The following is a 22,767-nucleotide window of genomic DNA, read 5'->3' as shown; positions in this document are numbered from 1 at the left end:
CATGAAGAAAATCATAATAAAAATAATCCCCTATATCATTATCGTGATGATTGTCAGCTATGCATTCAATAAATATGCTTATGAGTTAGATGAATTCAATGGCAATGTGAGAAACTTAGTCATGAAAGGGAAATTCACGCAACGCGAATTTAATAGCAATGGCTTTCCATTATCGCATTCACCTCATATTCCCGAACCATTCTTATCCCCATTTTATGTTGTTCACTATGGCCTGATATACTCTTCTTTAGGCTTAAATAACGATAACGTCAATATATTATGGCGAACCGATTCCGCCTTACCCGGATGGAATGTACCACCACCTCAATTCAATCAAGACGAATTGATTAATAATTTTAAATTTTCAGCAGATTGGTTATTAAATAATATAAAATTATTTCATGGTGAAAGTCATTACTTATATGATTTTGATTGGTCATATAAAGGCTACAAAAACAATAAACTCTCTGCTCCCTGGTGGTCAGGATTAACAGATGCCTATGCCATTATTCTGTTATTAAGAGCTTATGACCATTTTGGCGATGATAAATATCTGCTAACGTCGAAATTACTATACCAATCATCACTAGCACCTATCCATAAAGGCGGCAGTTTAACCACATTAGACAATATGCTGTGGATTGAAGAATATGTTGATCCTCAAGCCAATTCAGACCAATTGGCTTTTGTATTAAACGGCATGATCTATTCTACTTACGGTATTGAGTCATTTGAAAATTATTTAAATACAGATGAAAATACCAGAATAGCCGATAAACTATATCAATCAATCAGCCATAATATATTTAAGTTCGACATAAAGAATGAATGGTCCAGCTATGATTTAATTGGCAACCCAAGTAATATTAAATATCATAAAATCCATACCCTTCTTTTAAAAGATCTGATAGAAAGAAATCAAAACTTTAAAAATAAAGAAATAATAGATTTATATAATAACTGGAATAAATCCGCCGCTAATAGCGGATATTATTACATAAAACATGGCCCTACGAGTTGGGCATACTATCAATTTATCACTATGTATCTCCTGTCTATCTTAGTATTATCACTCATTTACTTCTTTACCCGCAAAAATGCAAAATAATATTAAAATAATCCTGAAAATATTTATCTATCAGGTTATTATTTACCTGAATTCAGTGCTTATATTAGACACATTCCATGAGGTAAGAGGCTATGATATTTCCCCACAAGGTTATTTAAGTATTTTTTTCTGTTGGATATCATTTTTACCGCTCATTTTACTCAACAACCAGAAAAATCCCGTGATGGTTTTTTTATGGTTAATCTATATCACTTACATTATACCGGTATCCATTATATTCCCACTTATTAATTCAGCTTCTGTCTATTCAATCATTTTCGTATGCACAATAAACATATTATTTTTCTCATCGATATTATTTTTTCGGATAATAGATAGAATAACCATGCCGAAACTAAAAATCCCGTGGGACTTATATAAAATACTGATAATAGGCTGTGGTATTATTGTACTGTTATTCGTCATAAGTAATCCTGGATTAAGTTTAATACCTCCTAATATATTTAAAGTTTATTCCGTGAGACAGCACTTTAAAGACAACACACCGCTACTCACGATGTACATCATCACCAATGGGGGATATGTTATCTCACCATTACTCCTATTAGCTTCACTCTATCTCAGAGGTCCGATTAGATATATCCTCATTACAATAAGCATTTTGATTTCCTATTTAATCTACAGCTCTTCAGGATTAAAAAGCATAGCATTTATGAATCTCGCCGTTATTATTCTATACTTCTATATAAAAGGAACAAAATCGATAAGTAATTCGGTGATAAATATCATTCTCTATTTATTCCTTACCGCCGGAGTATTATATTTTATTTTCGATTTTTATGATCCACTGATACATTGGCTACGTAGAGTATTCTTCACACCGACATTAAATACCTATTACTTTTATGATTACATCTACAACAACAATAGTGAATTTACGACAGAGGCACCTCAAATCGTTTCTCAAATCTATTATGGTACCTCAGGATCGGCTAATACCGGCTTTATTGGCGACGGTATCGCCAGATACGGCACACTGGGTTTACTCATAAACTTTTTTATATTTAATATATTAATCTTTGCAATGAACCTGAGCTCAAAAAAGGTTCCATTTGAATTTTCAACGACACTCTATTTACCCTTTGTATACACGATATCAAACTCAGCGATTACAGCACTACTACTGACCTATGGGCTGCTGGCATTAAGCATATTATTATTTTTATTCCCTACGAAAACTAACAAAATATCCTTATGAAAATCACACATATGACCTCGGTACATTCGCGTTTCGACATCCGTATTTTCCTAAAAGAATGTTCTGCCTTACAACAAGAATGTGAGGTCTCCCTTATTGTCGCAGATGGTAAAGGTAATGAAGTCAAGAATAACATTGCTATCATTGATGTCGGCACATTACCCGGTCGATTAAATAGAATCTTTAAAACAACCGATAAAGTTTATAAAAAAGCATTAGAATTAAACTCTGATTTATATCATTTCCATGATCCGGAACTCATCCCTATCGGATTAAAACTCAAAAAGAGAGGTAAAATAGTCATTTTTGATGCCCATGAAGATGTCCCTAAGCAAATTTTCAGCAAGCCCTATTTAAATAAATTCACTAAAATTATTGTCTCTAAATTATTCGCCCTCTACGAGAAATATGCGGCGGCTAAATTTGATGGCATTATTACGGCCACCCCATCAATAAGAGACAAATTTTTAAAACTCAATAACAATACCATAGACATTAATAATTATCCCATATTAGGTGAATTACATAATAAGAACGCCAACTGGCATGAAAAAGAAAAACAGGTCTGCTATGTCGGCGGCATTTCCGACATCAGAGGTATAACCGAGATGGTTGAATCCCTCTCTCACCTCACGACGAATACAACAATGAAATTAGCGGGCAATTTTTCAGATAAAGATTTAGAGAATAAAACAAAGAGCATGAAAAATTGGCACAAAATAGACGCACTGGGATTTTTGAATCGCATAGAAACCAAGGAGCTTTTATCTAAATCTATTGCGGGTATCGTTCTATACCACCCACTACCCAATCATATTGATGCCCAACCCAATAAAATATTCGAATATATGAGTGCCGGCATCCCCGTTATCGCTTCAAATTTTACATTATGGAAAGATATTGTTGTCAAAAATCATTGTGGTATTTGTGTCGATCCATTAAACCCTAAAGAAATCGCTGATGCGATAGATTACTTATCAAATAACCCTGATATAGCAGAAGAAATGGGTAATAATGGGCTTCTGGCAGTCAATGAAAAATACAACTGGGATATTGAACAAAATAAACTAACTAAATTTTATCAACAAATTGGACGTTAATCGATATGAAAAAAATCATTACCGTATTAGGCGCCAGACCGCAATTCATTAAAGCAAGCCCAGTATCTCGCGCGTTAAAAAATCATAATAAATTTAAAGAAATTATCATTCATACTGGCCAACATTTTGATACTAATATGTCTGATATATTTTTTAATGAATTAGCCATTCCCAAACCGGATTACACACTCAATATTCATGGTGGCTCGCACGGTGAAATGACCGGAAAGATGCTAATTGAAGTTGAAAAAGTCCTTATTACAGAAAAACCGGATACCGTCATGGTATATGGTGATACAAACTCGACTTTAGCTGGCGCATTAGCCGCATCTAAATTACATATTCCGATTATCCATGTTGAAGCCGGTTTACGTAGTTTTAATATGAGGATGCCCGAAGAGATCAACAGAATATTAACCGATAATATCAGCTCAATTCTTTTCTGCCCAACAGACGCCGCCGTCAATAACCTGCAAGAAGAAGGCTTCAATTCAAAGCCGGTTCATATCAGAAAAGTCGGTGATGTAATGGAAGATGCCGCTTTATATTTCAGCCAAACAGCAAAAAAACCTGATGGGCTGGATTCTATACAAAACTTCATATTAACCACACTCCATCGTGCTGAAAATACCGATAATCAGGCACGTTTAACTGAAATAGTGAACGCATTGAATGACATACATAGAAGAATTGCTACTGTTATCATACCGATTCACCCAAGAACTAAAAAAATGTTAGCGCAATACGGCTTACATTTAGATGTCCATTTGATTGAGCCAGTGGGATATTTAGAGATGATCTGGCTACTCAAAAATACCGCCCTGATTATTACCGATAGCGGCGGACTTCAAAAAGAGGCTTTCTTCTTCCGAAAACCTTGTATCACCGTGAGAGATCAAACTGAATGGGTAGAATTAATTGCAGCAGGCGTCAACAAACTCTCAGAGGCTGAAAGTAACAAAATAACCCAATCAGTTCATGACATGATGGGTATTGATATAGGCTCGGTTCAATCCATGTATGGCGGCGGTATCGCTGCAACAAGAATTGCTGACGAATTAGAAACATTACTATGAATATCGTCTATATAAACCATTATGCCGGGTCGCCGGACCTGGGTATGGAATTTCGTCCATATCATTTAGGGCAAGAATGGATTAAATCGGGACATAATATTACGATACTCTCAGCCTCTTATTCTCATGTACGGACAAAACAACCCAAACTGATAGGCAATAAAAAAACCACCGAAAATATTAATGGATTAGAATATATCTGGTATCCCACCCCGAGTTATAATGGAAATGGATTATCCAGAGTCAAAAATATTTTCTCTTTTTTACGACAAATTTGGTTTGATAGCCATAACTTAGTCAAAAAATATCGACCTGATGTTGTCATTGCTTCAAGTACATATCCGATGGATATATGGATTGCAAAACGTCTCGCCAAAAAAGCTAATGCCAAACTGGTCTTTGAAATCCATGATTTATGGCCTCTTTCCCCCATAGAATTAGGAGGAATGTCACCTAAACATCCATTTATTCAATTATGTCAACTCGCGGAAAACGCGGCTTATAAATATCCTGATGTGGTCATTTCCATGCTGCCTAATGTACAAGAACATACGAAAGCACATGGATTAGAGCTCAGCAAATTACATATTATCCCTAATGGCGTGGTTGTAGAAGATTGGATAAATCAACTTACTCCGTTAAACAGTTCACTAGAAGAAATTATTGCAACCGAAAAAAATAAAGGGCATAAAATTGTATGCTATAGCGGAGCTCACGGGCATCCAAATGCGCTAGAAAAACTACTCAAAACCGCTTCACTGCTTCATGATAAACCGATGACATTCTTATTAGTCGGCACTGGCCTTGAAAAGGATAACTTAATAAATGAATCTCAATCACTGGGAACAAATAACGTTATATTCTTTGATCCGATCCCCAAAACTCAAATACCCACATTACTCAATAAAATTGACATTGCTTATATAGGACTACAAAAACAATCATTATTCAGATTTGGCATCAGTCCGAATAAACTTATTGATTATATGATGGCTGGAAAACCCATTTTATGTGCGATTGATGCAGGTAATGATCCCGTTTCTGACGTGAATTGCGGTATTACAGTTAAATCAGGCAAACCAAAAGACATTGCTCATGCCCTATTAAAACTCAGTGAGTTATCAACTGACGAATTAAACCAAATGGGGCAAAAAGGTAAAATTTACGCTTTAGAAAATCACGCTTATTCCGTATTAGCAGAAAATTTCATAAAGGCAATCATCAATCATGAATAATAAATTCCTTCCTTTTGCATTACCTGAAATTGGACAATCTGAAATTGATGAAGTTATTGACTCACTTAAAACCGGTTGGATAACCACCGGGCCTAAAACCAGAAGATTTGAACAAGATTTTGCCCAATATTTAGGGTCTGATGTTGAAGCCATTGCGGTAAATTCAGCAACGGCGGGATTGCATTTAGCGTTGGAAGCCATTGGTATTCAGCCGGGTGATGAAATCATCGTCCCAACCTATACATTTACGGCGACAGCAGAAGTTGTCCGTTATCTGGGGGCTCATCCCATTTTTGTTGATTCCTTACCTGATAGCCTGAATATTGATCCAATAGCAATAGAAAAAGCCATAACCGCCAAAACTAAAGCGATTATACCGGTGCATTTTGCAGGTTTATCCTGTGATATGGATGCCATCATTGCGATAGCTAAAAAATTTAATCTACGAATAGTTGAGGATGCCGCCCATTCATTTCCGACTTTATATAAAGGAAAGAAAATTGGCACGCTAGACACCGACGTCACTGTATTCAGCTTCTATGCGAATAAAACCATGACAACAGCAGAAGGTGGCATGCTAGTTTCCAGACATCCAGATATCATAAAAAGAGCAAAAATAATGCGTCTCCACGGCATTAGCAAAGACGCCTTTGATAGATATCAATCTAAAATACCTGCCTGGTATTATGAAGTAATTGAGCCAGGCTATAAATATAACATGCCAGATATTTGTGCATCCATCGGCATCCACCAATTACAGAAAATAGACACTTTTCACAAGAAAAGAGAGGAAATGGCTAAACTCTATGATGATGAATTAAAAGATCTACCCATTACCTTACCCACTAAACCTAAAGAGCCTAATAGCCAACACGCCTGGCATCTATATACCATTAGATTAAATAATGAAGTCAAAATATCCAGAGATGACTTTATCATAAAAATGGCAGAAAAAAATATCGGCTGCTCTGTCCATTTTATACCACTGCATAAACAACCCATCTGGAAAAATACCTATTCTCTTAATGAAAACAACTTTCCAGTCGCAGAAGAAAATTTTAAAAGAATTATCTCCATTCCTTTATATACCAAAATGACAAAAGAAGACCAAATCTACGTTATCAAAACAATTAAAGAGATCTTGGCATAAATGATGACATATTATTTAGCGATAAAAAGGCTTTTTGATTTTTTTTCTTCTCTCATTGGACTCATCCTATTACTCCCTATTTTAATAACTATTGCCGTCTGGATAAAAATGGATTCGAAAGGACCCATTTTTTTCCGACAAAAACGAGTGGGCCAATATAATCACGATTTTTATATTCACAAATTTAGGAGCATGAGCACTGGATCAGAGCAAAAAGGACAACTCACTATCGGTAATGATCTCCGTATTACCAACTCTGGAAAATTTATACGCAAATATAAAATTGATGAACTAGCTCAACTCATTGATGTTGTTCGAGGCAAAATGAGCTTAGTCGGGCCAAGACCCGAAGTCCCACAATTTATAGACAAATATCCAGATGATGTCAGAAACAAAATATTATCGGTAAAGCCGGGCATAACAGATTTGGCTTCCATAGAAATGATCGATGAAAATCAGATATTAAGCCAATATAAAGATCCTCATCAAGCCTATATTGACATTATTATGCCGATAAAAGCTAAGTACTACTTAGAATATATAGATAAAAAGTCATTTTTCTATGACCTGAAGATTATTTTTAAAACCATTTACAAAGTAGTTTTTAGGTAATTAACCATGATGAACAAGAGAATGTTTTTCAATCAAGATAGATTAATCAAAACCATCGTTCTTCTGATTGTAGATATATTTATCATCATTATTTCATACTGGCTAAGTATGTGGCTACGCCTTGATAGAGAAGTACCTATCTACAGCTTACAACATTGGTTAACGATTATATTCACCATACCTTTCACGCTATTCATTTTCTTAAGAATTGGCTTTTATCGGTCGATATTAAAATATGTCAACATGAGTATATTGAAATGGGCCATTGTTGGTTCATTTCTATCTACTCTACTATTAACCGCAATTTCCTTATATCAACAAGCATTTTTACCCAGAACGGTACCGATTATCTATTTTTCTTTCTTAGTGATCTCGCTCTGCGGCACAAGATTTGTCTATAGAACGCTACGTAATTTAATAAAATATAAAGGCGCTCCGGTTATCATATATGGGGCAGGAGAATCTGGCCGGCAACTCTTACCCATATTAAGAGAACATAGAGAATTCAACCCAATTGCTTTTGTTGATGATAATCATAAATTACATCATTTATCGATTCATGGGGTTTATGTCTTCCCGCCAGAGAAGATAACGATTTTAGTGGAAAAATATCATATAAAGAAAATATTATTAGCCATACCCAGTGCATCAATATCTAATAGAAAAAAAATACTTGAAAGACTGCAAAAAGAACATTGTGAAATCCTCACCATTCCAAGCTTCAATGATCTGGTTGAAGGCAAAGCGCAAATAAACTCACTGAAACGCGTTTCCATTAATGATCTATTAGGAAGAGAACAAGTTGATCCATTACAAAGCCTACTCAGTCAAAACATCAAAAATAAAAATGTTCTTATTACCGGTGCTGGCGGTTCAATCGGATCAGAGTTATGCAGACAAATCATCACTCAATCTCCATCTCATTTAGTCTTATTTGAATTAACCGAATACTGCCTTTATTCAATAGAAAAAGAGTTACAAAAGATAAATTCAGATAGAGATCTGAATATAACGATTATTGCAATTTTAGGTGATATAAAAGATTCAGACAAAATAAATAGAATAATCAATAAATTTAACATTAATACCATATACCACGCTGCGGCATATAAACATGTTCCACTGGTAGAAATGAATACCATAGAGGGCATTAATAACAATATCTTTGGCACCCTCTCACTAGCCAAAGCAGCAATCAATCAAAAAGTTGACAAATTTGTATTAATCTCTACCGACAAAGCTGTCCGCCCGACAAATACAATGGGCGCAACAAAAAGATTTGCAGAACTGATATTACAAGCCTTTGCTAAAGAGAACAGCCATACAAAATTCTCAATGGTTCGCTTTGGCAACGTCCTTGGCTCATCCGGTTCCGTTGTCCCCCTGTTCGAGAAACAAATAAAAAGTGGCGGACCAATCACCCTCACTCACAAAGAGATTACCCGTTACTTCATGACGATCCCAGAAGCTGCCCAATTAGTTATCCAAGCAGGAGCATTGGGCAATAATGGTGATGTTTTTGTTCTGGACATGGGAGAATCAGTAAAAATTTATGATCTCGCCCGGAAAATGATTCATCTTTCAGGACTGACAGTGAAAGATGAAACCAATCCTCATGGCGATATTGAAATCAAAATTACCGGATTAAGGCCCGGTGAAAAACTTTATGAAGAGTTATTAATTGGTGATAATGTCTCTGGCACTAATCACCCAAGAATCATGACAGCTAATGAAGTTTTTCTGACCTGGGATAAATTAAATCCGTTATTAAATGACCTAAAAACATCTTGTGAAAATTACGATTTTGAGAACATTAGGCAGATCCTTATCAATGCTCCTATTGATTTTCATCCTAAAGATTATATTTACGATCTTTTAAAATAGTATCTAAGCTTTCTAACAAGCTAAATAGAAAAGTTATATTGCCGACATTGGCCTTCTTGATAAACAATAATCCTATGAAATTTTTAACACACGAGAAATTAAAAGCCATATAATTCAGTAAATCAAATAACAAGCCAACAAAAACCTCATTATTAGATATATCATATGCATTATACTTCCTTCATTTATTCCTTCAACAAAGGAGAATGATTAAACATCTGTAATTATTGAGCTAGCCTCTCAGCATGAGTCCATAAATTTATGAAACAGTACCCAAATGGCTATATTCATCAACCGTAAAATAACAGCCAATGCCTATGGACTCTCCTCTGGAGTCTTCTGGGGGCTAAGTGGAGTACTTTTCGCATTATTACTAAAAAACACCGCACTTTCCTCTTATTTTTTTATTCCCATCGTACTTGCTTTCCTGAATGATATGATTTCATGCGGATATATGTTTATATATCTTTTAATTAAAGGAAAGTACCAAGAGATATGCCTTATCCCCAAGAACAAGAAAAACGGAATAATCGTACTGGCGGCCATATTTGGTGGCCCAATGGGCATGTCTTGCTATATCTTAGCTATTCAATACATTGGCATTAGCTACACAGCAACTATTTCAGCCACTTACCCTGCTATTGGCGCGTTAATTTCTTTTTTTCTACTTAAAGATCGTATCCACCTTATCGGCATATTGGGATTAATATTAGCTGTTGTGTGTACTATGATACTAGGTTACTCAGCATTAACTCAGACAATATCTGGTTGGATAGGCTTTCTTTTCGCTTTTATATGCGCACTAGGCTGGAGTTCCGAAGTTGTTATCAGCTCTTATGGCATGAATAAAGATATACCTGCTGATATTGCTTATTTTATAAGGCAATTATCATCCTCGGTGGGCTACTTAATCATTATCATATTATTCGTTCACTCTTTTCCTGAAGTTACACATATTTTTTCAAATATAGAATTATACTCCTTATTATTCTTCACTTCTCTGGTCGCCACGCTATCGTACCTCTTCTACTACAAAGCAATCAGCATACTTCAACCCATCCGAGCTATGAGTTTAAACATCACTTACGCTATCTGGGCGGTGATTTTTGCTTGTTTGCTGGTAGATGAACCCATCTCTATAAAACTGTTGCTCCTATGTGTAGGAGTCTCTGCTGGCTCATTCCTGACTGCTGTCAATCCACTGAATATTAAGAAATTGATTTTGACACTTAAATGAATGCGATTCTATTCGTAGCAAACTTAAGTTCGTTTTAATGCTATCGTTAAAGAAAAGCACTAAAGCTCTGCTGGCCGTCAATAATATATTGCCAAGTATTCTCGAACCTACACCAACCACTCTCCCCTCTTCTCTGACCTTTTAGATAACAATCACCACTGGGTTTACCTATACCTTCAAAGATTTTAGGTTGAAGAATAAGAACACCGTTATCTCACCAATCACAATGCTAAATAAGCATGATGTCACAATTAATCATTACTACCGAATGGATATCACGGAAATACTGCCGCATCCCAAGGCGAATAGAATAGATAGAAGGAAACCTGTTGAAAAACAAGGCATCATAGTACGTTGTTGGTAAGATCTAACCGCCATTCCATGAGCAGTAATACAGATTTCAACTAACTGTATTCTACCAATTAGTTAAACAAGTTGGCTGTTAAGCTTGACCCAGGTAAGTTTACAGTCTAATCTCCCCCCAACTAGTTACAAAATCTTATCCCCCATTACTTTTTGTTAAGACAGACAAAAGTATTGAAAAATCAGTGCAATAGATAAGATTTCCGAATATTACAGGCACTCTGGGGGCCCATAACCTAGTGCGGTAGCTTTGTTCATATCTATCATATAAGAATTTATGGCATCTAAATCAAAGATGAATATTATTAATGAATAAATTAGTTTTATCTGGAGTAATCGTATCTTTTGGTCTTTTTATCGGTAGAATCTCTGGTTTTTTTAGAGAAACTTTCATTGCATCTCACTATGGTGCTTCAGAACTAACAGATCTAACTATTTTACTATTAACAACGCCTGATATTTTAGTTAATTTATTAGTCGGTGGGGCGTTAGGTATGGCATTAATACCTGAGTTTAAACGGATTACAGAAAATGAGGCAAAAATACTTTATAAGCAAGTAATGTTATTATTATTGCTCTCCTTCAGCTTACTAACAATTACCCTAATTATTTTTTCAAGAAAAATAATGTTATCATTAGCTCCTGGAATATCGGAAAATATGATAAACATTAGTTTACATTATTTTAAAATAAGCCTAATTTCTATTCCATTAACTGTCGCTGCTGGTATAACAACAGCATATCTTAACTATAAAGGGCATTTTGGGTTGCCAGCTTATGGCACCCTAATTTTCAATATAATAATTATTATATTTTTACATACATCTACAACAGAAAATACGATACATACTCTACAAGTACTTTCATCAGGGATCATTGTTGCTTCACTATTTCGTTGGTTAATATTAGTTTTTTATAGTAAAACATCATTAATAAGCTCAAACTGCTTCAAATCCTTATACATAAATAGAGAACTCCTAAGAAGATATTTATATGGAGTTATCAATGGTGGAATCATATTTTTAATTCCTGTGCTTGTTCGTGCAATAGCCTCAAATTCAGGAGAAGGTATACTATCTCTAGCAAATTATTCATTAAAACTTATTGATTTTCCATTAGGAGTTGTATTAACTGTATTTTCGATAGTGTTTTTTCCTAAATTATCAGAAAGTTATACTAATGAAAACAAAGAAGAATTCGATGAAATTCTAAGAAAAATACTTATTGCAGTAATAACTATATCAATAGGAATTTTTATTCCTCTTTACTTCCTATCTGAAAATTTTATATCATTAATATATGATTGGGGAAATTTAAATCATGAACAACTAGCTATTATTGATAATATATTTAAAGCGGCTCTTATTTATCTTCCATTTCAAGGAATTAATGTATTATTTATAACTGCTTTTGCAGCAAGACGAGATACTCTGACCCCACTTCTCATATCAAGTATAGTTGTCATAATTTTCTTTTTATTTAATTTAACATATGAGAATGACATTTATACTGTTATTAACAGTATGGTATTAAGCTATATACTAATGACAACATTCTTATCGTTATTATTAAGGTTCAAACAGAAAGTTTTTATCTTTAATAAACGATTAATTATAGAGATAACCAAAATATCATTATTAACATTGCCTTATGGCTTAATAATTTCAAGTAATATCCTAAGTAATCTCAGCACATTACTTACTCTTATGATAACAACATTAATAGGTATTATCTTTATTTTCCTATGTTTCCTAATAAGTAAAGATTTTAAGCAGGCAATGAAATTCCAATGAAAAGTAATAATTTTAATTTAATTTTTATTACCAATAATGAAGAGCTTGTAAGATATGCCAGTAAATCTGGTGTAAATAGAATTTTCATTGATCTAGAAATTAACGGGAAATACGAGAGACAAGGACATTTGGATACTTTAATAAGTAAGCATTCAATAGATGATATTAAACCCATTCGTAATGCTATTACTAACTCTGAATTATTAGTGAGAATTAATCCTGTATTTTCAGGAACAGAGAAAGAAATAAATGATGTAATCTATTCTGGAGCAGATATTATTATGCTTCCCATGTATAAAACAGCAGAAGAAGTGGAATTTTGCGCTAAAATCATTAATAATCGGGTTAAATTTATACCCTTACTCGAAACAAAAGCAGCAAGCCAATGTTTAGAAAAAGTAGTAAAAATTCCAGGAGTTAGTGAAATTTATATCGGTTTAAATGATCTACATAGAGACTTAGGCCTTAATTTCATGTTCGAACCATTAGCAAATGGCACAATCGACCATCTAGCATCGATAATCAAAACCGCAAATTTACCTTTCGGATTTGGTGGAATAGCCCGCCTCGGTGAAGGAATACTACCTGCAGAACTCATTTTAGCCGAACATGCCCGTCTAGGCTCAAGTAGTGTTATTTTATCACGCACGTTCCACCGTCGTAGTGAATCATTAAGTGAGTTAGAAGCATTAATGTCTCTAGATAAAGAAGTTAATAAGATCCTTATTAAAAGGGATGAACTAGTAACTCGTAACTCAAAACAAATACAAGAAGATATGTATAAAGTAAAAAGAATAATTAATTCAATTATCAATAGGATGCATAATGAAGAGGTTGTTTGATATTTTAATATCTGGTATTTCATTATTATTTTTTTCTCCATTTTTATTCATAATATCCATAATGATTCGCCTTTCTGATAATGGCCCTATTTTCTACAAACAAAAAAGAGTAGGTTTAAATGGAAAAAGTTTTGAAATATTTAAATTTAGAAGCATGAAAATTAACTCTGATAAAATTGGCCCATATTTCACTTCAGATAATGATCCAAGGATTACCAAGATAGGGAAATTTCTACGCAAAACTAGCATCGATGAATTACCTCAATTATTAAATGTATTCCTTAACGACATGAGTATTGTTGGGCCACGCCCTAACGTTCCACAACAAGAGTCTTTATATACGCCCGATAACTGGAAGAAAAGAAACTCAGTTCAACCGGGTATTACTGGACTGGCTCAAGCGACACTACGCTCTAATGCAACAGAAGATCAACGTTTAAAAATGGACCTCGACTACATTGATCATTCCAGCTTATTGTTTGATATTAAAATTATTCTTATGACAATAATGCAAGTAATAAAAAAAGGCGGTAATTAATTATGTGCGGTATCTTTGGCTATGTTAGCTTCAATAATAATAATTTAACTGATCCCACAGTGAAAGCTATGGGAGATATAATTAAATATCGCGGTCCAGATGGTCAAGGAATATATTCATCAAAAAATGTAGCATTAGGTAATCAACGCCTTGCCATAATAGACATAGAAAATGGTAACCAACCATTCTATTCAGACGACAAAACTATCGTTGTTGTGCAAAACGGTGAGATATTTAATCATATAGAATTGGCAGAAGAACTAATTAATACCCCTTTTGAATGTAAAACACATTCAGATACAGAGGTCATTTTAAGGCTTTATGAAAAATACGGCCCTACTTTTATTTCTAAACTAAATGGAATGTTTGCAATTGCCATTTGGGATAGTAAGCTCCAACAATTACTATTAATTCGGGACCGAATTGGCGAAAAACCATTACATTACTATAAAAAAGAAGATTTTATTATCTTTGGATCAGAAATTAAGTCAATCCTTGCGGCTGGTATTGAAAAAAAATTAAATAAAAAAGCATTAGATACACTTTTAACTTATAATTATGTAATACCTCCTCTAACAATGTTCGAAAATGTGTACCATGTAATGCCAGGAACATATCTAAAAATAACCCGTAATAAATGCGAGACAATTACATGGTGGGATTTATCAAAGATTAAAGTCCAGATAAAAGACGAAGAAATTATAATTAATGAGTTTAACTCATTATTAGAAGATGCAGTAAATATACGCCTACGCTCTGATGTTCCTTTTGGAGCATTTCTCTCCGGTGGAGTTGATTCCAGTACAATTGTTGGATTAATGTCAAAACACTTAGAGCACCCCGTAAAAACATTCTCTATTGGTTTCCATGATCCACTATATGATGAATCTATTTTCGCTCAGCAAGCAGCAGATAGATTCAATACTGACCACATAATGGAAAAAGTCGAATCAAATCTACTCAATCTTTGGCCAAAAGCTACTTATCACTGCGATCAGCCACATGGTGATGTTTCATTCATGCCTACTTATCGAGTAGCTGAGCTAGCAGCTCATAACGTTAAAATGGTTTTAACCGGTGATGGTGCAGATGAGTTATTCGCTGGATATGATAAATATAAATCATTTTTCCAAAAAAATAATGATTCGCTGACAGATGAAGAATTTCGCACTAAATATATTGATAATATTTCTGTTTTTAAAAAAGAGCAAAGAAGTAGTCTCTATAATAAAAATTTCTATAAATCTCTAGAAGATTTCGATGCAAAGGAATTTATTAAGCCTTTATTCGACAAATCCAAAAATATGGATAGAATAAACCAAGTATTATATATTGATACAATTCTATTATTACCAGGAAATAATTTAGTCAAACCTGATAGAATGGGAATGGCAGTCTCTATAGAAAACAGAGCTCCATTTCTGGATTACCGTGTTATCGAATTTGCCTTCTCTATACCCGGTAATCTCAAGTTGAGAAATAATGAAACTAAATATATATATAAAAAATCCGTAGTAGATTTAATTGGTAATGATCTTGCTTATAGAAAAAAACAGATGTTCACAGTACCTGTTGGTGAGTGGCTTAAAAACGAATTAAAAGATTTAGTTAATGAATTATTATTTTCTGAAAAAGCAAAAAAAAGAAATATTTTTAACATCGACTATATTAATAGGATTTACAAAGATCATTGCAATGGTAAAAAAAATAACACGCGAGAGCTAAGATTATTACTGGCTATAGAAATATGGTTCAGAAAATTTATGGATAAATAATCCATTTCACCTCTTAGAAGAATTTAATAAAGATATAGAAAATATAGCTAAAATGAAAATTAACACTCAATTATTTTTATTTATAATATCATCTATCTTTTTTGTAATATTATCTAACTATTTCAATATAAGTATGTTTGATAATAACGCTGATGGGTTCAAATCCCAAATTTTCTATGTCTCGAAAATATTTAATGGTGAATTAGATTATGAGCCATTATTTTTTATACACTTAGTTAGGCTTATTATTATAATTCCATTCTATATAAATAATATATTAGGATTACCTAATTATATTGAATCACTAGGATTCATCTTATACCTAATTCCTTTCTTTAAAAAAAAATATCTACATATAGTAGGATATTTGCCGTGTTTATTTATTTTTCTTCCACTTTTTGTTAGCTACAGAACAGTTCTTGGAATGCTTAGTATGACATATTTATTCATTTTGTTATTCTGTCATATAAAAAGCTATTCTCTATTATTTTTCTCAGCTCTTTTATCTAACTTGAGCTCAGGTATCGTTCTATCTTGGATAATGGTATCATTAGGATCATTTTTTTATTTAAAAAAATCATACAAATATTTATTTCCATTGTTTTTAGTTATTTCCACAGGCCTAATTGGTTCACTCATAAATAAATTTTATTTCATGTTCACTACAAATGGAATTAAAGAAAATGGAAATATAATAGAAAGAAGTAATATTTATATATCTATAATCGATGGAAATTATTTCCGTCTTTTTTTCTACATATCCTTATGTCTCTCATTACTATTTTGTATATTTACTAGTTTATTAATAAATAATAAAAACATTAAAGATAGATTATTTGTTTTTTTTCTATCTGGTATTCCTGCAATATTTTTTGAAGGCCTAGGACTTATTTCATATTCAATGTGTTTCCTTATTTTTTATAAAATGTTTTTCAAGATCGATATGAAATCATGCCATGCGCATCATCTAAAAACATCGAATAAAATTAATTAACTCACTCAAAAACTAATAATAATTTTAATTAAGAGAAAATAATGAAAGAAATTCTTTTTATTTGCTATGGTGGTGGTCATGTGAAAATGTTATTACCCATTATCCAAAATATAAAAAATAATAATAAATATAAAATCAATATAATTGCTCTTACTACAGCTCGATCTGTACTCGATAAATATCAAATTAATTCATTGGGATTCAATGAGCTTTCTTTTTTAGTAAAAGATGATAGGTGGAAAACATTTGGAAAAGAGCTAGTTTATGAAAACCAAATATCACCTTTAATAAACTATAATGAATCAATTGCTTATTACGGAATAAATTATTTAGATTTGGTACTTCAATACGGTAGCCTAAAAGCAAAAGAAATTTATAAATATAAAGATAGACAAAGCTTTTATCCTATTAATTTTATATCAAAGATAATATCCTATTTCAATCCAGATCTAGTTATTGCAACAAACTCACCGCGTTCTGAAAAATGCGCAATTGATGTAGCAACTACAAACAATATTAAAAGTTTATGTATAGTAGACATGTTTGCTCTTCAAGAAATAAAATGGATTGGTAAAAATAACTTTGCAACAAAAATTTGCGTTCTAAATGATTCTATAAAAAATATGTTTGTCCAATATGGGCGAAAAGAAAATGATATTATCGTCACAGGTAACCCGGCTTTCGATTCTTTATTTGATATAGATAATGAAAAAATTAAACAATATCTTTGCCAGAAAAATTTATCAAAATCAAAAATAAAAATATTATATGCATCTCAACCAGAACCTCAAAAACACCCATTTAATAGTAAAATTGGTGATCCTAATTTACCACGTATTATTGAAAAAACCTTACGAGAATTTATTAAAGAAAATAAACAATACGAGTTAATCATACGTTATCATCCCAGCGAAAATATTATTTATAAAGAACAAAAAAATGTCAAATTAAGCAGCAAAGACGAAGACTTACACATATTACTACACTCCATAGATTTAATTATAGTTACCGCATCAACAGTAGGCCTTGAAGCTCATCTCATTGGGAAACCGGTTATTACAATTGACAATTCCATTTTCACTGACGATGCCCCATTTAGTAAAATGGGGATTTCTACAGGTGTTAAAGAAATATCAGAACTACCCAATATAATACATCGTATTGCATCCAAGTTATGTGAACCATACAATAAAAACTACAATTATTCTAGAGCAACTGAAAATATAATCTCTGTAATTAATAATATGCTTGAATAAAACTATCATGAAATATAAAATTCTATTAATTGGCTTTGGTTCAATCGGGAAAAGACACTATTCTTTATTAGAAAAAAGAAATGATGTTGAATGTGTTGATATTGTATCAACATATGCCGAAATAAAAACCGCAAGAATATTCACTTTTTTAGAACAGATATCACATTCAGATTTATCTAAATATCATATCTTTATAATCTGTACAGAAACATACAAACATGAAAAAAATTTAAAATATATAAATAATTTAGTTCAAAACAAAGTAATTTTAGTTGAGAAACCACTATCTAAATCATCAGTTGATTTAGAGACTAATAATCACAATAATATATTTGTAAGTTATAACCTTAGATTTCATCCTATTATTAATAAAATAAAAAAAATAATAAATAATAAAAAAATCTTAATTTGTAATGCAGTAGTTGGACAATATTTACCGAGCTGGAGAGAGAATAAAAATTATTTAGAAAGCTATAGTGCCTACCTGGAAAAAGGTGGTGGTGTATTAAGAGATTTAAGCCATGAAATAGACTTGGTGAAATACATTTGTGGAAATATAAAGCTTATATCTGCCTTATCATCCTCTCATTCTAATTTAAATCTAAAATCTGACGATATATGCACAATCCTTGCATCAAATAACCATTCTGCTCATATAGTAATTCAGATGGATTATTTAGCATTAACCCATAGAAGATTTGTATTCATACAAACCAACAATTTAACAATAAAAGCAGATCTAATTTCAAACATACTAGAAGTCACAGATATTCATAAGGGCCTAACAGTCTACAATTATGATTGGGTAGATCGTAACTACACATATAAATCCCTACATGATGAATTATTAAACCAATCAACTCCAAAGAGTACCATTACAACATTTGAAGATGGAAATCATACAATGAAGATCATTGATATAATCACTGATCAATATATGGAAAAAAGTTGGCTAAAGAATAGTTGATTATTTATAAATTTTCAAATTCAACATGAGATAAAACTTAATAAAATGAAAAGATTAGATAATAAAATTATAGTCATTACTGGTGGTGCAGGATTAATAGGCCAATCATTTGTTAAATCATCAATAGAAGAAGGAGCACAAGTTGTCATTGGAGAAATTGATTTAGCAAAAGCTGATTCATTTATTAAAGAATTAAACTACAATAATTATAATGTAGAAAAAATTGATATTGTGCAACTTGACATTACGAATATTGACAGCATAAATAAATGTATAAGTTATGTATCGGATAAATATGGTAAGATAGATGCCTTAATAAACAATGCTTATCCTAGAAATAACAACTATGGTAGAAAGTTTTTTGATATTACATACGATGATTTTTGCTATAACTTATCAATAAATGTTGGCGGGTATTTTCTTTGCTGCCAACAATTTTCCAAATATTTTATAAAGCAAGGAAATGGAAATATAATTAATATAGCATCAATTTATGGATGCATTGCTCCAAATTTTGATATCTATGAGGATTTATCTATAACAATGCCAGCAGAGTATGCAGCAATAAAATCAGCCATAATACATCTATCAAAATATATGGCCAAATTATTTAAAGGAAAAAATATTAGAGTTAACTGTATTAGCCCTGGGGGCATTCTTGATAATCATAATAAAAGCTTTACAAATAACTATTCTAAGTACTGCCTGAATAAAGGAATGTTAGACGCAAAAGATCTATGCGGTGGGCTTATTTACTTACTCTCAAATGAATCAATGTATATTAATGGCCAGAATTTAATTATAGATGATGGTTTTACACTATAAGAACATAAATGATTTTAGATGGATAATATTATGCAACAAGATTTAAAAATTGCTATTATTGATTATAATATGGGTAACATAAGATCCATTATCAATGCTATTAGACACATCAGCGATAACTATAAAATAACAGTAACTCATGACAAAGATGAAATTTTATCATCTAATTGTATTATATTACCTGGGGTAGGTGCCTTTCCTGATGCAATTAATAAATTAAAAGAAAAAGATTTAATAAATACATTACATACAGCAGTAATTGAAAATAAAAAGCCAACTTTAGGTATATGCTTGGGAATGCAATTATTATTTAGTTCATCAGAAGAAATAAAATTAACCAATGGCCTCGGTTTTATTCCAGGAAAAGTTAGCTATATAATTCCTAAAAAAGGATTACGAGTTCCTCATGTAGGCTGGAATTCATTAATAATAGAAAGAGACAATGAAATTTTTAATTCTTTAAAAGAAGATAAAGACTTCTATTTTGTCCATAGCCTACATGTAGAATGCGACGATGAATATATTCTCGCTAAATTCAACTATGGTGAATTAATGACAGCTGCGGTTAAAAAAGATAATATCATTGGCATGCAATTTCATCCTGAAAAAAGTCAACGTGTTGGATTATTAGCCATAAAAAATTTCCTAGAGTGGTCGATAAGTAAAATTAATGAGGATAATAAATGTTAAAAATACGATTAATCCCTTGCATTATCACAAAAAATGAATTAGTAGTTCAAAGTTTTAATTTTAATAATTATTTACCGATAGGTAACATTAAAACAGCAATTGAATTTTTTGTTAACTGGGATGTAGATGAAATTATAATAATAGATATTGATGCTACACGTGAAAAAAGAAATCCCAATATAGAGCTTGTGAAATGGGCAGCTTCCGAATGTTTTGTACCATTAACAGTCGGTGGTGGCATAAATAGCATTGATCATATAAATAATCTTTTAAAGGCTGGTGCTGATAAAGTTTGTCTAAATTCCGTTGCATCAAGAGATACAAATTTTATAACCAAAGCTTCTAATAAATTTGGTAGTCAATGTATTACAGTCTCAATTGACATAAAAAAAGATAATAATAAATATAAAGCCTTTGATCACCTAAGTAAAAAATATATAGAAACACCTCTTGATTATTTTGTGAAAAAAATAGAAGAAGCTGGTGCAGGTGAAATCCTTTTGAATTCGGTTGATCGTGATGGCTCCAGACAAGGTTATGACATTGAATTACTAAAAAAGGTAAGCTCATTAGTTAATATTCCTGTTATTGCTTTAGGTGGAATTGGCAGATTTGACCAATTAGCTAATGGTGTAACTCTTGGTGGATGCCAAGCTGTCGCTGCTGCAAATATATTTCAACATATGGAACATAGTACTATAGCTGCCAAGGCTCAAATGCGAGCTTCAAATTTAAATGTGAGGCTAAGTTCTAAAGTAAAATATGAAGATTTCACTTTAGATTTCCTAGGGCGACCGTATTAATTATTTAGTAGAGAAATTAAAATGAAATTTTGCAAAAGATGTCTTTATCCCGAAAATCATGCTCTTAATATTATTTTCGATGCTGAAAATATATGTAGCGGATGTAGAATTCATGAAGAAAAATATCAAATAAACTGGCTAGAAAAAGAAAAGGAACTTTTTTCACTTCTAAAGCAATATAAAAACAGACCAAATACCTCATATGATTGTGTAATTCCTGTGGTAGGTACTGGAGATGACTTTTTTATTGTCGATTTAATTAAAAACAAATATGGTCTTAATCCACTACTAGTTACATATAACACTCATTTTTCGACTAAAGTTGGTATAAGAAACTTAGCTCGGTTAATTACAAAACTAGATTGTGATCATATGATGTCAACAGTAGGCCCAGATACTGTCAAAGAAATCACCAAGATTACATTACGGAAGTTTGGAGACATATACTGGCATGTACTAGCAGGAAGTCAAACGTTTCCAGTGCAGGTTGCAACTAAATTAAACATACCTTTAATAATTTGGGGTGTTAATGGCTGGCTAGATCAAGTAGGCATGTTTAGTCATCACGATAGAGTTGAGATGACAAAAAAAGTTCGGAAAGAACATGCATTACGTGGTTACGATGCAGAATCTTTAATAGGCGAAAGCGATAAAATCACTAAAAAAGATTTACAAGCATTTACTTATCCATCAGACGAACAATTAGAAAAATCTCGTGTTCGTGGTATATATATAGGGAATTACATTTTCTGGGATTCACAAAAACAAATTGAATCCATGATAGATAGATTTGGCTATGAAACACATGAACAAGAAAGAACCTTTAATCTTTATGAATCAATATATTGTGTTAATAATGCAAGTTTACATGATTATATAAAGTATCTTAAATTTGGATATAGCAAAGTATCAGACCATGTTGCTAGAGATATACGATTAGGTAGAATAGATAGAAATAAAGCAATAGAATTAATCAATAAATATTTGACAATTAAACCAAAATCTCTACAACTTTTTCTATATTGGATTGGAATGGATGAAGAGGAGCTTATGACTCACATAGACAAACACCGAGATCCTAGAGCATGGCGAAAAAACAATAACCAAGAATGGGAATGCTATGGAAGTGTAATTAATAACCCTCTACCGACTAATACAAAAGATAAATTACTAATACATGATCCTAGAGAATACATTCAAACATCATTACTTGAAGAACAAAATTGGCTAACTGAATATATATTACTTGGACGTACTTATATGGATGAAGCAAACTTTAAAGCGAAAGAAGGATAATAAT

Annotated in this window: 18 protein-coding genes; all 18 read left to right on the top strand. The window is 32.3% G+C overall.

Going from position 1 to position 22,767, the window contains the following annotated elements; all coding sequences use genetic code 11:
• The first annotated feature begins 1 nt into the window (after position 1).
• The 18 genes from KZ793_RS17495 to KZ793_RS17410 all read left to right on the top strand — a co-directional run bounded on the left by KZ793_RS17495 (position 2) and on the right by KZ793_RS17410 (position 22,763).
• Positions 2-1,108, top strand: coding sequence for a D-glucuronyl C5-epimerase family protein (locus tag KZ793_RS17495; RefSeq protein ID WP_225816499.1), 1,107 nt, complete (start codon positions 2-4; stop codon positions 1,106-1,108).
• A 1,230-nt stretch (positions 1,109-2,338) separates the two neighbouring features.
• Entirely contained in the window at positions 2,339-3,427 is a 1,089-nt protein-coding gene (locus KZ793_RS17490; RefSeq protein ID WP_225816498.1) for a glycosyltransferase family 4 protein, read from the top strand.
• A gap of 5 nt (positions 3,428-3,432) precedes the next feature.
• A complete protein-coding gene (gene wecB, locus KZ793_RS17485; protein WP_225816497.1) occupies positions 3,433-4,503 on the top strand; it encodes a non-hydrolyzing UDP-N-acetylglucosamine 2-epimerase in 1,071 nt (356 codons plus the stop codon).
• Between the two features lie 44 nt (positions 4,504-4,547).
• The gene (locus KZ793_RS17480) at positions 4,548-5,738 is read left to right on the top strand and encodes a glycosyltransferase family 4 protein (RefSeq protein ID WP_255619415.1); all 1,191 of its coding nucleotides are present in this window, start codon (positions 4,548-4,550) and stop codon (positions 5,736-5,738) included.
• Entirely contained in the window at positions 5,731-6,888 is a 1,158-nt protein-coding gene (locus KZ793_RS17475; protein ID WP_225816495.1) for a DegT/DnrJ/EryC1/StrS family aminotransferase, read from the top strand. The genes KZ793_RS17480 and KZ793_RS17475 overlap by 8 nt, the downstream gene beginning before the upstream one ends.
• Positions 6,889-7,500 (top strand): sugar transferase, encoded by a 612-nt coding sequence (locus tag KZ793_RS17470; RefSeq protein ID WP_225816494.1) that lies wholly within the window; start codon positions 6,889-6,891, stop codon positions 7,498-7,500. It begins immediately after the preceding gene.
• A 9-nt stretch (positions 7,501-7,509) separates the two neighbouring features.
• Positions 7,510-9,384, top strand: a complete 1,875-nt coding sequence (locus tag KZ793_RS17465; protein ID WP_225816565.1) for a polysaccharide biosynthesis protein — start codon at positions 7,510-7,512, stop codon at positions 9,382-9,384.
• A 277-nt stretch (positions 9,385-9,661) separates the two neighbouring features.
• Positions 9,662-10,621, top strand: a complete 960-nt coding sequence (locus KZ793_RS17460; RefSeq protein ID WP_225816493.1) for a DMT family transporter — start codon at positions 9,662-9,664, stop codon at positions 10,619-10,621.
• A 671-nt stretch (positions 10,622-11,292) separates the two neighbouring features.
• Complete coding sequence (gene murJ / locus KZ793_RS17455) at positions 11,293-12,777, top strand: murein biosynthesis integral membrane protein MurJ (protein WP_225816492.1); 1,485 nt, start codon at positions 11,293-11,295, stop codon at positions 12,775-12,777.
• Positions 12,774-13,619 (top strand): aldolase/citrate lyase family protein, encoded by an 846-nt coding sequence (locus tag KZ793_RS17450; protein ID WP_225816491.1) that lies wholly within the window; start codon positions 12,774-12,776, stop codon positions 13,617-13,619. The genes murJ and KZ793_RS17450 overlap by 4 nt, the downstream gene beginning before the upstream one ends.
• Positions 13,603-14,157: a sugar transferase gene (locus KZ793_RS17445; RefSeq protein WP_225816490.1), complete on the top strand. Its 555-nt coding sequence runs from the start codon at positions 13,603-13,605 to the stop codon at positions 14,155-14,157. Before KZ793_RS17450 ends, KZ793_RS17445 begins: the two co-directional genes overlap by 17 nt.
• A 2-nt stretch (positions 14,158-14,159) precedes the next feature.
• A complete protein-coding gene (gene asnB, locus KZ793_RS17440; RefSeq protein ID WP_225816489.1) occupies positions 14,160-15,932 on the top strand; it encodes an asparagine synthase (glutamine-hydrolyzing) in 1,773 nt (590 codons plus the stop codon).
• Positions 15,933-16,967: 1,035 nt separating this feature from the next.
• Positions 16,968-18,182 (top strand): UDP-N-acetylglucosamine 2-epimerase, encoded by a 1,215-nt coding sequence (locus tag KZ793_RS17435; protein ID WP_225816488.1) that lies wholly within the window; start codon positions 16,968-16,970, stop codon positions 18,180-18,182.
• 7 nt (positions 18,183-18,189) lie between these two features.
• The gene (locus KZ793_RS17430; protein ID WP_225816487.1) at positions 18,190-19,149 is read left to right on the top strand and encodes a Gfo/Idh/MocA family oxidoreductase; all 960 of its coding nucleotides are present in this window, start codon (positions 18,190-18,192) and stop codon (positions 19,147-19,149) included.
• Between the two features lie 45 nt (positions 19,150-19,194).
• Positions 19,195-19,974 carry an oxidoreductase gene (locus tag KZ793_RS17425; RefSeq protein ID WP_225816486.1) on the top strand — a complete coding sequence of 260 codons (780 nt, stop codon included), beginning with the start codon at positions 19,195-19,197 and terminating at the stop codon, positions 19,972-19,974.
• A 30-nt stretch (positions 19,975-20,004) separates the two neighbouring features.
• Complete coding sequence (gene hisH, locus KZ793_RS17420; RefSeq protein ID WP_225816485.1) at positions 20,005-20,664, top strand: imidazole glycerol phosphate synthase subunit HisH; 660 nt, start codon at positions 20,005-20,007, stop codon at positions 20,662-20,664.
• The gene (locus KZ793_RS17415; RefSeq protein WP_225816484.1) at positions 20,658-21,467 is read left to right on the top strand and encodes a HisA/HisF-related TIM barrel protein; all 810 of its coding nucleotides are present in this window, start codon (positions 20,658-20,660) and stop codon (positions 21,465-21,467) included. Before hisH ends, KZ793_RS17415 begins: the two co-directional genes overlap by 7 nt.
• A gap of 21 nt (positions 21,468-21,488) precedes the next feature.
• Positions 21,489-22,763 carry an N-acetyl sugar amidotransferase gene (locus KZ793_RS17410; protein ID WP_225816483.1) on the top strand — a complete coding sequence of 425 codons (1,275 nt, stop codon included), beginning with the start codon at positions 21,489-21,491 and terminating at the stop codon, positions 22,761-22,763.
• Positions 22,764-22,767 lie beyond the last annotated feature (4 nt).

The organism is Photorhabdus antumapuensis (assembly GCF_020387775.1).
In the GTDB taxonomy this organism is placed as follows: domain Bacteria; phylum Pseudomonadota; class Gammaproteobacteria; order Enterobacterales; family Enterobacteriaceae; genus Photorhabdus; species Photorhabdus antumapuensis.
This window is presented reverse-complemented; position numbering and strand designations above follow the sequence as displayed.

Coding starts and splice junctions, on each gene's coding strand:
- KZ793_RS17435 (WP_225816488.1), top strand. CDS start 16,968: ATGAAAGAAATTCTTTTTATTTGCTATGGTGGTGGTCATGTGAAAATG.
- murJ (WP_225816492.1), top strand. CDS start 11,293: ATGAATAAATTAGTTTTATCTGGAGTAATCGTATCTTTTGGTCTTTTT.
- KZ793_RS17480 (WP_255619415.1), top strand. CDS start 4,548: ATGGAATTTCGTCCATATCATTTAGGGCAAGAATGGATTAAATCGGGA.
- KZ793_RS17460 (WP_225816493.1), top strand. CDS start 9,662: ATGGCTATATTCATCAACCGTAAAATAACAGCCAATGCCTATGGACTC.
- KZ793_RS17415 (WP_225816484.1), top strand. CDS start 20,658: ATGTTAAAAATACGATTAATCCCTTGCATTATCACAAAAAATGAATTA.
- KZ793_RS17495 (WP_225816499.1), top strand. CDS start 2: ATGAAGAAAATCATAATAAAAATAATCCCCTATATCATTATCGTGATG.
- KZ793_RS17450 (WP_225816491.1), top strand. CDS start 12,774: ATGAAAAGTAATAATTTTAATTTAATTTTTATTACCAATAATGAAGAG.
- KZ793_RS17490 (WP_225816498.1), top strand. CDS start 2,339: ATGACCTCGGTACATTCGCGTTTCGACATCCGTATTTTCCTAAAAGAA.
- KZ793_RS17410 (WP_225816483.1), top strand. CDS start 21,489: ATGAAATTTTGCAAAAGATGTCTTTATCCCGAAAATCATGCTCTTAAT.
- hisH (WP_225816485.1), top strand. CDS start 20,005: ATGCAACAAGATTTAAAAATTGCTATTATTGATTATAATATGGGTAAC.
- asnB (WP_225816489.1), top strand. CDS start 14,160: ATGTGCGGTATCTTTGGCTATGTTAGCTTCAATAATAATAATTTAACT.
- KZ793_RS17465 (WP_225816565.1), top strand. CDS start 7,510: ATGAACAAGAGAATGTTTTTCAATCAAGATAGATTAATCAAAACCATC.
- KZ793_RS17445 (WP_225816490.1), top strand. CDS start 13,603: ATGAAGAGGTTGTTTGATATTTTAATATCTGGTATTTCATTATTATTT.
- KZ793_RS17470 (WP_225816494.1), top strand. CDS start 6,889: ATGATGACATATTATTTAGCGATAAAAAGGCTTTTTGATTTTTTTTCT.
- KZ793_RS17475 (WP_225816495.1), top strand. CDS start 5,731: ATGAATAATAAATTCCTTCCTTTTGCATTACCTGAAATTGGACAATCT.
- KZ793_RS17430 (WP_225816487.1), top strand. CDS start 18,190: ATGAAATATAAAATTCTATTAATTGGCTTTGGTTCAATCGGGAAAAGA.
- KZ793_RS17425 (WP_225816486.1), top strand. CDS start 19,195: ATGAAAAGATTAGATAATAAAATTATAGTCATTACTGGTGGTGCAGGA.
- wecB (WP_225816497.1), top strand. CDS start 3,433: ATGAAAAAAATCATTACCGTATTAGGCGCCAGACCGCAATTCATTAAA.